The organism is Shouchella oshimensis (assembly GCF_004375095.1).
GTDB classification, from domain to species: Bacteria; Bacillota; Bacilli; order Bacillales; family Bacillaceae_D; genus Shouchella; species Shouchella oshimensis.
In genome coordinates this window covers 588,719-600,977 of record NZ_SNUX01000003.1, presented here as the reverse complement: position 1 = coordinate 600,977, position 12,259 = coordinate 588,719, and the positions used below count along the sequence as shown (strand labels likewise).

The window sequence follows — 12,259 nt, the reverse complement described above, 5'->3', positions numbered from 1 at the left end:
GTTTTTCTTCACTCCATTTAACTATAATCCCTTTTATCATAACGAATATTGCTGCACTTTTCATGTTTGGTGCTCACATAATTCAATTAACACATCGTTTGTACACGCCGGCTTTATAAAATTAATTCGTTTCCCCTTACTTCCTATCTTCGCCTTTTCATAAATAAATTCATAACCATTCTGTTCTAACACGTCTTGTAGCATTTGTAAATCAGAGCTTAGCAGTGCTAAATGGTGAAAGCACGGAGAAGGATGTCTCGCTACGTATCGTTGCAAGGAATGATTCTCTGGAAATGGTAAAAGCAACTCAATGGAAAAGGATCCGACTTGCACATGATAAACCGTTACTTGCTGTTCTTGTATCCTTTCATGCTTTCCTTCTGTTGCAGCAAAAAGAGAAAAAAAACGCGCGATCTCTTCTTCGGATTTTACAACATATGCAATATGATCTAATTTAATATCAAGCATAAAACACCTCTTGTTGCTTTCTAGGCAATCAGTTACACTAACAGTAGAATAGTGTGAGTGGGGTGAAGACTATGCCACGAAAATTTCAACGATTAATTATTTATATTATGATTGCAACACTCGTATTAGGGGGCGTGTTTACCGCAGCTGCCGGTTTAGGCATGTTTTAATTCTACCTTTAAAGTAGACAAGCCAGGCGGGGTCATATGCGATTTCCGCCTGTAGCCTGTTAATCCATACCTGATTACTTTAACAGCTTATATTGCTTTCCTAACGCCGCAAAGCTTTTGGTTTCTTTCACTACAATTACTTTACTTCCAATTTCTACTCTTTCATATACATACTCTACAGAGGTATTTTCTAAACGAACACAGCCTAAAGAAGCGTGATAACCTATGGAATGAGGTTGATTTGTGCCGTGTAATCCATATGTACGCCCATTCGTTCCATTCGCATCAAATCCAATCCACCTGCTGCCAAGCGGATTTCGTTTATCCCCTCCAGCTATATTCTTCTTGCGGTAGTAAGGTTGCTTTGCTTTCACAAGCACAGTGAATTCACCAAGAGGTGTTTCTTCTCCCTTTTTCCCACTTGCAACTGGAAACACATCGCTTATACGATTCGCTTCAATTATTGCCATTTCATTTGTTTGGACATTTACAATAACCGCTGCTTTCTCCACTGGAAACGGATCAGGAAGTAACGTTGATAGCAGAACGAAAGTAAATAGAAAAAAAGACCATTTCACATTTGTCACCCCTATGAAGTTGAACTCCATTTAGGGTTTGCTCAATGACCTCTTTTTATCCGATTTTTGCACCCAAAGCGCATCTTTCGTTTTTAAATATTGTTCAAATTCAAACACAATTAAAAGAAGGGAAGACCGACTTTCAAACTCTTCTCTCGTTTTGGGAAGCGGCATGTTTCGAAATTCTGTGCGCATTTCTTCAAGCTGTAAAAGAAAATACGCGACTGAATTTGTAGGACTAACTGCGCGTGACAGCTCTTCTAAGAAATTAGCGACTTTTTCTTGCTGAGGTACTGATCCATTAATTCTTGTTAAATGTGGCATTAACCGTTCAATAATTTCAAGTTGCTTCTCACGCATTGAAAAATAATGATAGTAGTGATTTTCTTCTGTCAAGAGATGATTTTGCATCGTAACAAAGGCGACTTTTTTACTTTCCTTTAACACTTTATCTAACTGAGGAAGTTCATTTCCATCCCAACTGCTTTCTCCTGCACGGATATAAATGGAAAGATGCTTCAACGTTGATTTAAGCAACTCCTCTACTTCCATACGCCGCTGTCTTAATAGTTTATCTTTGGAAGGCATATATAAATTCATTACAAGCGCTGTTCCAATTCCAATAAAAATAAGCTGTAGCTCGTTCCAATAAAAGCCAATAGATGTTTCACCAACAACATATAAATGCATAACAATAACGGAACTCGTTACAATTCCATCGCTTGCTTTTACGAGTAAGACAACTGGGATAAAAAGTAAAATAAAGAGCGCAGCGGCAACAGGGGTGTACCCAAGTAATTCAAACAGAACTGAACTCATAATTAATCCGATGATACAAGCAATAAAGCGCGCCCATGACACTAGAAGGGAGTTTCTACGGGTAACCGAAATACAAAGAATGGTAATGATTGCCGCAGAAGAAGCAAAGTTTAATTCAAGTAACTGCGCTATGGAAAGTGAAATCAATACACCGATTGCCGTTTTTAAAGTTCGATAGCCAATTCTAAATTTCATGATACCCCTATTTCTATAAGTAGTACGCTTAGTTTATCACGTTAGAAGATTAAAAATCTATTTTGAATCAATCATTTTTTGCATGAAACGGGCAGGCGCCTGTAATCGGTACGCAATCATCTCCAATAAAAAACTGCTTCCATTCCCGATGTTCAACATCACCATAATGGCTTATATCCGGATGTTTTGGTATTTGATCCCACGCCTCTACCCTTTTCCGAACAGCTTCTCGAGAATTATGCCCTTTAGGCTCAGTCCCTTCTAAACCTTGAAAAATTTCTCGAGGTTGAAAACCGATAACCATACTTTGCCCTAAATCTCGTGTAATACGCTGCTTGTATGCAGGTGTATTGGCAAAAGCAAACATGGATTGACCATTAAAACAAAAGGACCATAAATGATGATTCGGATCACTCGGTGTATGAGTTGGCCATACACTTTCATCTTTATCGTTTAAGTATTGCAAGATATCCCAAAAATAGCGCCGGTAATAATCCAACGTTTGCTCCTGTTCTTCAGGCTCAATAAACACAAAAAGTCCACGCCGAATAAGCGGGCGTTTCGCCATTAATGATTGAAACGCTCGTAATGTACTCGGAAGTGACGTCCAATCAGCATGGGACAAAAAGGAATAGCGTAACTCTCCCTTACGTTCTCCTTTTTGTCCAAAAAAACATGGAAACGTTTGATCCGTCACAACATGACTATATTGTTCGTAACTTTTGTTTACCCAGGTAGGTACAGCATCCGAACGCATTTCTTCAGTCGTCAATAAGCGTGGTGCTTTCATTTAGAACCCCTCCTTTACCATTCCTTTTCATCTTATGAAGCCCTAACAGAATCTAGACATTTTCTTACAAATAAAGCATGTCTAAAAACGTCTATAGTCACATTACTATAAGATAGAGCTTGTCTTTGAGTAAGGAGAGTGTTATTGGATGCCCGCTTTTCTCTCGGCGTTTATTCTAGGATTATCGTTGGCTGTTCCTGTTGGCCCGATCTGTTTAGCTATTCTCAAAAAAGGCGTTTCTCATGGTTTTCTTCCTGCCTTATTTATCGGTATTGGCGCCATTCTTGCTGATCTTCTTTTTATGATCCTGATTTATTTTGGTATGGCGCAGTTTATTTTTATACCTTCTGTACAAGTCATTCTTTATGTATTTGGATCTGGTCTTTTAATGTACCTTGGAATTGAATCAATTAATAAGCGAAAGACTGCTCTTCAACGTTCAAGCAGCCTTTCTTCATCTATTTTGGCTTCCTTTTGGACAGGGTTATCCATTGCTTTATTCAACCCTATTAACTTAATGTTTTGGTTTGGCATTTTTGGTTCCACTCTAGTCGAGTTTATGACTGAGCAATCAGGGTCAGTTGTGGTTTACATCGTTTTTTTATTTACTGGCATACTTGTATGGAACATTAGCCTCTCGTTTCTCGCTTCTTTTTTTGGACAGTTCCTTAGTCAGTCGCTTTTACCAATCTTAAATGTTATTGCTGGCTTATGCTTGTTACTTTTTGGCTTTCACTTCGCTTTAAAGCTTGCAGAGGTTCTATTCTAGTCACTTTTTCTTCAACAACTGGTGAAATTTTGAGAGGAAGATAAATATGAACAATTGTTCCTGCGCCAGCTTTTGTTTTTATTTCCATGCGCCCCCCGTGAAGTTCAGCAATTTTGTGGCAAATCATTAAACCTAAACCAGTCCCTTTTTCTTTCGATGAAAAAAACGGCTGTCCTAATAAATAAAGACGATTTGGTGAAATACCTACGCCTTTATCAATAATTTGAACACAAAGTTGACTTTGCTCCGACGTCACTCGTATTTCAATAGTTGATGTTTTTTCACTAGCATCAACAGCATTTTCAACTAAATTTAAAAACAGTAGATCTAATTCTTCCTTATAGCCGTTAAAGTAAAAATTTTCTGAGCATGAAAAAGCGACTGGGTTATCTTGGGTTAACGCTTTTATCTCGTCTTTTTTCATAAACGCTTGTACATAATCATTGATTTCAATGGTTTCGCTTTGTTTCATTCCTTTTTGCTGTGCAAGAAAAACATAATCATTAATAATCTTCTCCATTTGCTCAAGCTCTTTATTAATAACGGTCAGCTGACTTTCAGGTACTATTTTCATTTCCTTATATAGTTGCATAAATCCTTTGATTGTCGTCAATGGATTTCTAATTTCATGTGCCATACTCGCCGATAAACGAGACGCCACTTTCATTGCTTCTTCTCGTTTCTTTGATAAACGATGTGATTGTTTTAACACTGAAATGTATAGCTTTTTTCCCTCGATATGAACAGGGAGAATCGCACACATTGTATAAAGTAGATTGCCTTTCCCGTTTATCAATTTAACAGGACGAAATAAAATTTCCTCTTGTTGATTACGAATGGATTCCTTAATAAGTTTTAGTTCCCTAGTTTGGATATGATGGCGTAAAGGTCTACCAGTTAGAATATGCTCTTCTCCCTCTACTCCTAAATAAAGGTGAGCTGCTTTGTTTGCATAATGAATGGTCATCTCATCATGCAATAGATAGCATTCATTTGATAGCTCTAGTATATTAATCAGTTCATTGCGCGCAATTAATTGCTCTACACGTTGTTTTGCTTGAATAACATCAAATAAAATATAGCCATAATACGTAATAATTCGAACTTCATATTCTGTATACTGGTAATAAAATGTAATCACTTGCTTTTTCACATGTTTATTCATTAACTCTTGCGGAACAAAACTCCAGATCGAATCTTGTATATCTAAAAATTCACGACCAACAGCGCTTCCATCGATGATTTTCCCATTCTCGTCTGTAAGCCATCTTAATTTCTTCTTATAGTCCGTTGTCACTAAACTTAGTCGGATGTCTTCAGTCTTGTTACCCGCCTCAAATGTATAGAGCATATAATCTTGGTCTAGTACCGCGTGCTTAATCGTTAAATGGATAGGAGAATGAGTTGTTTCTAGAACCCATTGTTCCATTGATTGATAACTTAAAATGGTTGACAACGGGATATTACCATTGTGATTATGAAGTTGAGCTAATGAATTAAAAGCTCCATTTCGCATAATGATTGTATCTTCATAAATAACACATTGCGGAGCGTTCGATTGATTCAGTAATTCTTTAATCATCGCTTTCATAGTACCGTCGATGCGTGTTTTTACCTCATCGACATAAAACCCCCTCTTCCTTCTTGACATATTCCAACAATTGATTCTTTTTTTCTTTTTAAAATCCTCCTAAATAACAAATTTTACAAACAGAACTTGTTGACAAAAAGAGAAAAAGAACGACAAAAGACCGTTCTTTTCGCTACAGTTCTTTATTATTTTTGTTTTCACCTTCTTTTTTGGTCTTATTCTGTGGAAGGTAAAGACTTATTGTTTAAGCCGTTTGTTTATTGAACTAAGAGTAGGTATGGTACACTAACACTATCTAAAGAAATGGGAGTGAGGACATGAGTCAGTTAGAGAAAGCAACGTTTGCTGGCGGCTGTTTTTGGTGTATGGTCAAACCATTTGATCAATATGAAGGTGTGGAGTCTGTTATTTCTGGTTATACTGGCGGTCATACAGAAAATCCCACTTACAAAGAAGTTTGTAGCGAAACGACTGGACATTTTGAAGCTGTTCAAATAACCTTTGATCCTGCTCTAATTTCGTACGAGACCATTCTTTCTTTGTTTTGGCAACAAATTGATCCAACAGATCCAGGTGGACAATTCCACGATCGTGGCGACTCGTATCGAACAGCGATTTTTTATCATAGCGAAGAGCAAAAAATGATGGCTGAACAATCAAAGCAAGACTTAAGTACCAGTGGAAAATTTTCAAAACCCATTGCAACACTCATACTACCAGCCAAACCATTCTACCCTGCTGAAGAGTATCACCAAGATTACTATCAGAAGAATGCATTTCATTACCAACTTTATCGAAAAGGTTCTGGAAGAGCAGACTTTATTGACCGACATTGGAAAGGAGAATCATCATGACAAACCATTCAAACGAAGAGTTAAAAAAGAAGCTAACGCCTATGCAATATCACGTTACACAAGAGAATGGAACAGAGCCACCGTTTAAAAATGACTTTTATGATCACGAAGAAGATGGCATTTATGTTGATATTGTCTCTGGAAAGCCATTATTTTCTTCAAATGATAAATACGACGCAGGATGCGGGTGGCCAAGCTTTACAAAACCAATTGAAGAAGAAGAGATTCTGGAAAAAGAAGACCGAAGCCATTTTATGGTACGGACTGAGGTTCGTAGTAAAGAGGCTGATTCTCACCTTGGTCATGTTTTTCCAGATGGCCCTGGTCCTAATGGGCTTCGTTATTGTATCAATTCAGCGGCACTTCGGTTTATTCCGAAGGATCGACTAGATGATGAAGGCTACAGTCTTTACAAAAAATTATTTTCATAAAACGAGATACTTCTCTTACTACACGTATTGAGAACGTGGACGCGTACATGTCCTGAGATAACATTGGACATGTATGGTTGTTCACGTTTTTTTGGTCGTTCGTTCCTTTTTTTTCAATTAGACTTCCTTCCCCACAGTTTCAAAACAGTGGTATTTTCAATCAGCCCTACCAATCTTTTTAGATGTTTTCGTTAAGTTTCTTGTCGTTTTTTGGTATGATGGATATGGGTTATGAATTTTGGATAAAGGAATGGTGAAAATGAAAACGCGTACAGAAAGAGATACAATTGGAGAAATTCAAGTTCCTGCTGATAAATACTGGGGTGCACAAACACAAAGAAGTTTGGAAAACTTTAAAATTGGTACGGAAAAAATCCCGTTTGAAGTTGTCCGTGCTTTCGCAGAATTAAAAAAAGCAGCGGCAATTGTAAACGGTAAGTTAAAAGGACTACACCCGCAAAAGGTTGAAGCCATTACATATGCTGCTGATCAAATTATCGCTGGTGGGTTAGAGGATCATTTCCCCCTTGTTGTTTGGCAAACAGGAAGCGGTACGCAGTCAAACATGAATATGAATGAAGTCATTGCTTATTTAGCAAACACGTATTTAACTGAGCAAGGCTACAACGATGTGACCGTTCACCCAAATGATGATGTGAACCATTCTCAAAGTTCTAACGATACATTTCCGACTGCGATGCATGTCGCAACAGTTATTTTCGCAGAAACTGAATTAATTCCAGCATTAAAACAATTTAAACAAACCCTTGAAGCAAAAGAAAACGAATTCTCCGATATCGTTAAGATTGGCCGTACCCACTTACAAGATGCGACACCTTTAACGTTTGGTCAAGAAATTAGCGGGTGGAAACATATGCTGACGACTTGCTCAACGATGATTGAACAGTCTCTTGATCATGTTCGCGCACTCACAATCGGTGGAACAGCAGTTGGTACGGGCTTAAACGCACCAATAGGCTTTAGTGAAGAGGTTTCCGCACAGCTAAGCGAACAGATAGGCTACGCTTTTAAAGCGTCTGAAAACCATTTCCACGGACTAACAAGCCATGATGAACTTGTCTATTTCCATGGAGCACTTAAAGCACTCGCAGCTGACGCTTTTAAAATTGCAAATGATATCCGTCTTTTAGCAAGCGGCCCACGTTGCGGTATTGGTGAAGTCATTATTCCTGCAAATGAGCCAGGTAGTTCCATTATGCCAGGTAAAGTCAATCCAACTCAAAGTGAAGCATTAACAATGGTTGCAGCACAAGTACTTGGAAACGATGCCGCTATTGGTTTTGCAGCAAGCCAAGGACATTTTCAATTAAATGTCTTTAAACCCGTTATTATTTACAATGTTCTCCAATCCATGCGACTGTTATCAGACGGCTTAACTAATTTCCATGATAAGTGTCTTATTGGACTAGAAGCAGATAAAGCAAAAATGGATCAACTGCTAAATGAATCCCTTATGCTCGTTACTGCATTAAATCCCCATATTGGTTATGAAAATGCTGCGAAAATCGCGAAGAAAGCTCATGCTGAGAATACGACATTAAAAGAAGCGGCTATAAGTAGCGGCTTATTAACTGAAGAGCAGTTTAACGAATATGTGGTACCAGGAAATATGATTTCTCCTAAATAATGAGTAGACGCTCCCTCTTAATAGGGGGCGTTTTTCCTATTAATGATCCCATACGGCTTTATATCGAGTAGCTTCGAATAAATCGTCTAACGACACATTGAAAAATTGCGCAATTTTTTCCGAGATTAATGCATTGACTTGTCTTTTGCCTGATTCTATTTGCGATAAGTATCCGGCAGAGATTCCTACTTGTTTTGATACTTCTTCTAAGCTAAAGCCTTTTTGAATGCGCAACATTCTTAGTCGACTCTCACCCATTCTCTTTCCCTCGCTTTCTATAGTCACATCACTTCATCGTACGTATAACGCACAATATATTTATTCGTTTTCAAACGCTTCACTTCTACAAGAGGCCCTATTTCATAGCCATTCTCCCAATTGTCTTCTAATTTCGCTTGTATGCACTTTGCTTGAAATTTTGATCGGAATACCTCTCGATAATAAATCCAATGAGGTCTTTTAGATTTCATACGGACTCCTCCATTAACCACTCATGATGGATATTGGTAAAAATAGTTTATCCTTAATCATTCATTTTATCATAGAACTGCCAAAAAAACGGAGACTCCCTCACTTTCACAAAAATATGGTAAACTAATGTATGAGAAGACCTTAGAAAGGAAGTTATTCATGGCGAACATCGAAGGCAGTATAACAGAAGCAACCATTGAAAGTGAACAATTACAATGCACCATTTCATTATCTGTTTATCTACCAGCAAATTATACACCATTAAAATCTTATCGGTTAATGATTTGTCAAGACGGACAAGATTTCTTTCGCTTTGGACGTGTGCATCGACAGGTGGATTCATTAATAGACGAGTTAGACATTGAAGAGCTTATCGTTGTTGGTGTTCCATATCCAAGTGTAGAAACAAGACGTACTTGGTATCACCCGAATAACGAGACCCATGTAGCCTATACACGATTTCTAGCATGCGAACTACTTCCTTATATAGAAAAAAACTACAGTGTTGAACCATTGGCAGAAGCTCGAATGTTAGCGGGTGATTCATTGGCAGCAACGATTTCCTTGCTAACGGCATTGGAATATCCTACATTATTTAAGAAGGTTCTATTATTCTCCCCTTATGTTAATCAAGTGGTTGAGGATAAGGTAAAACAATTCGAGAAACCTGACATCTTATCCATTTATCATATTATTGGCAAAAAAGAAGATGTTGTTAAAACGACAGATGGAAAAAAAGAAGATTTCTTAACGCCTAACAGACAAATGAAAGAAGTATTGACAAACACATCTTTTGATTACACGTACGAGGAGTTTGATGGTGATCATACGTGGACGTATTGGCAAAACTATCTTGCCACTGGATTAAAAACGTTGTTTCCATTATAAAGGAGGTATGAGTATGCTTAATTACGGAATTGTTCTTTTTCCATCAAAACCTTTTCAAGACACGGCTAACGGATTAAGGCGGCGGTATGATGCACATTACGCGAACATCCCACCTCATATTACGTTAAAAGAAAGTTTCTCAATAAGCAATGAGGAATTACCAGAAATGATTCAAGTATTACGAGACATTGCTCGTCAATGTCCACCAATTGATATTCATGTGTACAAGGTAGATACGTTCTTCCCACAATCAACGACTATTTTTTACAAGTTAAAAGAAAACAAACAGCTTTCTTGGTTAAACGAGAAGCTTTACCAAGAACCGTTCCCGACTGATCGCGCGCACTCTGTCTTTATCCCGCACATTACGATTGCACAAAAGCTACAGCAAGCAGAGCATGATGATATTGTAGGTCAACTGAAAATGATTGACGTGTCTCATCAAGAAACCATTGATCGTATTCAACTTCTCTACCAACTTGATAACGAATCGTGGACTGTTTATGAAACATTTCTGTTGCAAGGTCAGTCTACATGATCGAACATCTTGATGTACAGGTTGCCACTAGTGACTTACTACAAGCACAGTGCTTTGAGATTCGAACAAACGTGTTTATTAAGGAGCAAGGGGTGGCCGCGCATTTAGAAAGAGACGAGCATGATCAAACGGCGACCCACCTTTTACTTACAGCAAATCAGCAAGCCATTGGTGCTGCTCGTATTCGAATTGTAGGCAAGGCAGGCAAAATTGAGCGAGTGTGTATTTTAGAACCTTATCGAAATAAAGGATATGGGGCAACATTGATGAAGAAAATAGAAGAAGCAGGTTTTGAAGAAGGCGTCGATGAATTAGTGCTAAATGCTCAAGAACCTGCTCTTGCTTTCTATTTACGGCTAGGCTACGTAAAGACGTCGGAGCGATTTTTTGAAGCGGGTATTCCCCATTTCTCAATGAAGAAAGGAAGATGATTTATTGGTCATCTTCCTTCTTCATCTTTACTGCGACTGACTTGAGTTTACTTTGTAATGTAGATGTCTGGTCACGACGATCATCAATTCGAATATTTGTCGCAACTCGGTCGATTCCCTGTTCAAAAGGAACTTCATGAATTTTTTTAACTACATCTAGTAAAGTAGATACATCCCCTTCAATTAACGTACTCATAGGTGTTAATTGGTACGTAATATCATGAGTTTTCGTCATGTCTTCTAACACTTCTTGAATCGTAGCCACATAGCTACTGACACTAGGAGTTTCCGTTCCAATTGGAATAATGGTGACATCGACTATTCCCCCTCCTCTTCGATTCTTTTCTTATATAGTGATTTAGAAAATGCGACTTTTCCTAGTTGCATATAGCTTTCAATTGCACATTCGAGATGCTGTTGGGTTGGCGTTTTGGTCGTAACTCGTTCTTGTAACCAATAAGAAAGAGGCAGCACAACGGCTACAACCCCTTTAAAGATAGAGTGACGATTAAATCTAAAATAGAATCCTACAAACAATAAAGAAATATAGGAGCTAACCATTAAGCTTGTTGTTACTGAAAAAAAGCCCGCACCAAGCAGAGTACATATAATGACACTAAGAAAGTAAGCAACAACAAGACCAGTTGAACATCCACGGTTAAGGACAGACGCTTGCCCCACTTTTTTCAGCTCTTGATGATTGACTTTTCCTCTTGCGCTGAATACTTTATGCTCTGCCGCATGGTATTGTTTTAAACCCCTTGGAAAAAAGAAATGGGTACCAAATAACAAGTAAAAAAAGCTATAAAAGGGGAATCCTTGCCACGATATCGGCAGTAGCTTAGGTACAACAATGAAAAGAATAACTAGCCCACATATCGCTTTAAACCAGAAAGAACTTGACCGCCACACGAGAAGTGTTGCATAACCAAGTGTCTTTGCATTTAGCGGCTTACTCCATGAACGAAGTACGCCTTCTCGATCATGAAAACTACAAGCAAGTGTTTGATTGGTCATGAAAAATACACCTTTTTCAAACGACATCCCACTAATTCTCAAGTAAGTCCTCCAATAAATACGTCTTTACCCAATGCTGTACATTTTTTGCTTGTCCGAATTGGGGATCTGCAAACGTTGCGTCCTCAAGTACTAAGTCTTCATGGTTTGTCCAAGTATGTAACAACGTCACCTGAACATCTTCAATCTCCACTTCTGATGGTAGTGCTTGGATAAGCTGACCTCTTGTGCCGACACTTTGATGCTCTTGCATTTCTGTTGGGAATGAAAAAATAACCCCATTCTCAACGACGAAACCGTCATAAGTTTGTTCTGGTTCCACTGGAAGGGTGACTTGCCCTGGCTCGACATAGGATTCTGTTTCAAACGATAACCCGATATAATCTGTGCCATAAATGCCTTCTGTTGGTAGTTGTGGCCATATCCATTCGATTGTTGTGATTTGCTGATGGATGGATGCGGTAAATGCTATTTCTTGTTGCAGCTCCTCGTTACTCAGCGTGTCGTCTTGTGATAAATAAATAAAACCACCTACCGTGATAAATACCATTAAAATAGCCGGTAGAATAAATACAATCCAGTGCCTTTTCACTTTTCTTAC

Annotated in this window: 18 protein-coding genes; 8 read left to right on the top strand and 10 right to left on the bottom strand. The window is 38.3% G+C overall.

Going from position 1 to position 12,259, the window contains the following annotated elements; genetic code table 11:
- Window positions 1–60 precede the first annotated feature (60 nt).
- Window positions 61–468 carry a VOC family protein gene (locus tag E2L03_RS13990; RefSeq protein WP_038479110.1) on the bottom strand — a complete coding sequence of 136 codons (408 nt, stop codon included), beginning with the start codon at window positions 466–468 and terminating at the stop codon, window positions 61–63.
- Window positions 469–539: 71 nt separating this feature from the next.
- Here E2L03_RS13990 and prli42 point away from each other — a divergent pair, with 71 nt between their 5' ends.
- A complete protein-coding gene (gene prli42, locus E2L03_RS20500) occupies window positions 540–638 on the top strand; it encodes a stressosome-associated protein Prli42 (protein WP_152980813.1) in 99 nt (32 codons plus the stop codon).
- A 74-nt stretch (window positions 639–712) separates the two neighbouring features.
- Here prli42 and E2L03_RS13985 read toward each other — a convergent pair whose 3' ends face one another.
- The 3 genes from E2L03_RS13985 to E2L03_RS13975 all read right to left on the bottom strand — a co-directional run bounded on the left by E2L03_RS13985 (window position 713) and on the right by E2L03_RS13975 (window position 3,020).
- Window positions 713–1,246 (bottom strand): L,D-transpeptidase, encoded by a 534-nt coding sequence (locus tag E2L03_RS13985; protein ID WP_051667474.1) that lies wholly within the window; start codon window positions 1,244–1,246, stop codon window positions 713–715.
- Window positions 1,247–2,230: an aromatic acid exporter family protein gene (locus E2L03_RS13980; protein ID WP_038479107.1), complete on the bottom strand. Its 984-nt coding sequence runs from the start codon at window positions 2,228–2,230 to the stop codon at window positions 1,247–1,249.
- A 67-nt stretch (window positions 2,231–2,297) separates the two neighbouring features.
- Complete coding sequence (locus E2L03_RS13975) at window positions 2,298–3,020, bottom strand: YqcI/YcgG family protein (protein WP_134259424.1); 723 nt, start codon at window positions 3,018–3,020, stop codon at window positions 2,298–2,300.
- 148 nt (window positions 3,021–3,168) lie between these two features.
- Between E2L03_RS13975 and E2L03_RS13970 the strand changes: the two genes are divergently transcribed.
- Window positions 3,169–3,789 (top strand): LysE family translocator, encoded by a 621-nt coding sequence (locus tag E2L03_RS13970; protein WP_134259423.1) that lies wholly within the window; start codon window positions 3,169–3,171, stop codon window positions 3,787–3,789.
- Here E2L03_RS13970 and E2L03_RS13965 read toward each other — a convergent pair.
- Window positions 3,719–5,380, bottom strand: a complete 1,662-nt coding sequence (locus E2L03_RS13965) for an ATP-binding protein (protein WP_166740314.1) — start codon at window positions 5,378–5,380, stop codon at window positions 3,719–3,721. The two genes, E2L03_RS13970 and E2L03_RS13965, sit on opposite strands and share 71 nt — an antisense overlap.
- Window positions 5,381–5,697: 317 nt before the next feature.
- On the opposite strand from E2L03_RS13965, the gene msrA reads away from it, so the two are divergent.
- The 3 genes from msrA (at window position 5,698) to fumC (ending at window position 8,313) form a co-directional block, all read left to right on the top strand.
- Window positions 5,698–6,234, top strand: a complete 537-nt coding sequence (msrA, locus tag E2L03_RS13960; RefSeq protein WP_038479095.1) for a peptide-methionine (S)-S-oxide reductase MsrA — start codon at window positions 5,698–5,700, stop codon at window positions 6,232–6,234.
- Window positions 6,231–6,665 carry a peptide-methionine (R)-S-oxide reductase MsrB gene (gene msrB / locus E2L03_RS13955; RefSeq protein WP_055735990.1) on the top strand — a complete coding sequence of 145 codons (435 nt, stop codon included), beginning with the start codon at window positions 6,231–6,233 and terminating at the stop codon, window positions 6,663–6,665. Before msrA ends, msrB begins: the two co-directional genes overlap by 4 nt.
- Window positions 6,666–6,924: 259 nt before the next feature.
- On the top strand, window positions 6,925–8,313 hold the full coding sequence (gene fumC / locus E2L03_RS13950) for a class II fumarate hydratase (protein ID WP_038479090.1): 1,389 nt from the start codon (window positions 6,925–6,927) through the stop codon (window positions 8,311–8,313).
- A gap of 39 nt (window positions 8,314–8,352) precedes the next feature.
- Here fumC and E2L03_RS13945 read toward each other — a convergent pair whose 3' ends face one another.
- Both E2L03_RS13945 and E2L03_RS13940 read right to left on the bottom strand, forming a co-directional pair.
- Window positions 8,353–8,550 carry a helix-turn-helix domain-containing protein gene (locus E2L03_RS13945; RefSeq protein WP_243839532.1) on the bottom strand — a complete coding sequence of 66 codons (198 nt, stop codon included), beginning with the start codon at window positions 8,548–8,550 and terminating at the stop codon, window positions 8,353–8,355.
- Window positions 8,551–8,594: 44 nt separating this feature from the next.
- Window positions 8,595–8,783: a hypothetical protein gene (locus E2L03_RS13940; protein WP_035394150.1), complete on the bottom strand. Its 189-nt coding sequence runs from the start codon at window positions 8,781–8,783 to the stop codon at window positions 8,595–8,597.
- Window positions 8,784–8,943: 160 nt separating this feature from the next.
- Here E2L03_RS13940 and E2L03_RS13935 point away from each other — a divergent pair, with 160 nt between their 5' ends.
- Genes E2L03_RS13935 through E2L03_RS13925 form a run of 3 tightly spaced genes read left to right on the top strand, consistent with a single transcriptional unit; the run spans window position 8,944 to window position 10,641 of the window.
- Window positions 8,944–9,672: an alpha/beta hydrolase gene (locus tag E2L03_RS13935; RefSeq protein WP_055735991.1), complete on the top strand. Its 729-nt coding sequence runs from the start codon at window positions 8,944–8,946 to the stop codon at window positions 9,670–9,672.
- 13 nt (window positions 9,673–9,685) lie between these two features.
- Window positions 9,686–10,210, top strand: coding sequence for a YjcG family protein (locus tag E2L03_RS13930; RefSeq protein ID WP_134259421.1), 525 nt, complete (start codon window positions 9,686–9,688; stop codon window positions 10,208–10,210).
- Window positions 10,207–10,641: a GNAT family N-acetyltransferase gene (locus E2L03_RS13925; protein ID WP_134259420.1), complete on the top strand. Its 435-nt coding sequence runs from the start codon at window positions 10,207–10,209 to the stop codon at window positions 10,639–10,641. Before E2L03_RS13930 ends, E2L03_RS13925 begins: the two co-directional genes overlap by 4 nt.
- A 1-nt stretch (window position 10,642) precedes the next feature.
- On the opposite strand, the gene E2L03_RS13920 is transcribed toward E2L03_RS13925, so the two are convergent.
- From E2L03_RS13920 to E2L03_RS13910, 3 genes are read right to left on the bottom strand one after another with little or no spacing between them, the layout of a single operon-like run.
- Window positions 10,643–10,963 carry an MTH1187 family thiamine-binding protein gene (locus tag E2L03_RS13920; RefSeq protein WP_134259419.1) on the bottom strand — a complete coding sequence of 107 codons (321 nt, stop codon included), beginning with the start codon at window positions 10,961–10,963 and terminating at the stop codon, window positions 10,643–10,645.
- On the bottom strand, window positions 10,960–11,658 hold the full coding sequence (locus tag E2L03_RS13915; RefSeq protein WP_158318514.1) for a DUF1385 domain-containing protein: 699 nt from the start codon (window positions 11,656–11,658) through the stop codon (window positions 10,960–10,962). The genes E2L03_RS13920 and E2L03_RS13915 overlap by 4 nt, the downstream gene beginning before the upstream one ends.
- 31 nt (window positions 11,659–11,689) lie before the next feature.
- Window positions 11,690–12,250, bottom strand: a complete 561-nt coding sequence (locus E2L03_RS13910; RefSeq protein WP_134259418.1) for a hypothetical protein — start codon at window positions 12,248–12,250, stop codon at window positions 11,690–11,692.
- Between the last annotated feature and the right edge of the window lie 9 nt (window positions 12,251–12,259).

Bases quoted from the DNA above. Each gene is read 5' to 3' on its own strand.
- E2L03_RS13965 (WP_166740314.1), bottom strand. From the start codon at position 5,380: ATGAAAGCGATGATTAAAGAATTACTGAATCAATCGAACGCTCCGCAA.
- E2L03_RS13935 (WP_055735991.1), top strand. From the start codon at position 8,944: ATGGCGAACATCGAAGGCAGTATAACAGAAGCAACCATTGAAAGTGAA.
- msrA (WP_038479095.1), top strand. From the start codon at position 5,698: ATGAGTCAGTTAGAGAAAGCAACGTTTGCTGGCGGCTGTTTTTGGTGT.
- E2L03_RS13940 (WP_035394150.1), bottom strand. From the start codon at position 8,783: ATGAAATCTAAAAGACCTCATTGGATTTATTATCGAGAGGTATTCCGA.
- E2L03_RS13985 (WP_051667474.1), bottom strand. From the start codon at position 1,246: ATGGAGTTCAACTTCATAGGGGTGACAAATGTGAAATGGTCTTTTTTT.
- E2L03_RS13990 (WP_038479110.1), bottom strand. From the start codon at position 468: ATGCTTGATATTAAATTAGATCATATTGCATATGTTGTAAAATCCGAA.
- E2L03_RS13975 (WP_134259424.1), bottom strand. From the start codon at position 3,020: ATGAAAGCACCACGCTTATTGACGACTGAAGAAATGCGTTCGGATGCT.
- E2L03_RS13970 (WP_134259423.1), top strand. From the start codon at position 3,169: ATGCCCGCTTTTCTCTCGGCGTTTATTCTAGGATTATCGTTGGCTGTT.
- E2L03_RS13930 (WP_134259421.1), top strand. From the start codon at position 9,686: ATGCTTAATTACGGAATTGTTCTTTTTCCATCAAAACCTTTTCAAGAC.
- E2L03_RS13925 (WP_134259420.1), top strand. From the start codon at position 10,207: ATGATCGAACATCTTGATGTACAGGTTGCCACTAGTGACTTACTACAA.
- fumC (WP_038479090.1), top strand. From the start codon at position 6,925: ATGAAAACGCGTACAGAAAGAGATACAATTGGAGAAATTCAAGTTCCT.
- E2L03_RS13945 (WP_243839532.1), bottom strand. From the start codon at position 8,550: ATGTTGCGCATTCAAAAAGGCTTTAGCTTAGAAGAAGTATCAAAACAA.
- msrB (WP_055735990.1), top strand. From the start codon at position 6,231: ATGACAAACCATTCAAACGAAGAGTTAAAAAAGAAGCTAACGCCTATG.
- E2L03_RS13915 (WP_158318514.1), bottom strand. From the start codon at position 11,658: ATGACCAATCAAACACTTGCTTGTAGTTTTCATGATCGAGAAGGCGTA.
- prli42 (WP_152980813.1), top strand. From the start codon at position 540: ATGCCACGAAAATTTCAACGATTAATTATTTATATTATGATTGCAACA.
- E2L03_RS13980 (WP_038479107.1), bottom strand. From the start codon at position 2,230: ATGAAATTTAGAATTGGCTATCGAACTTTAAAAACGGCAATCGGTGTA.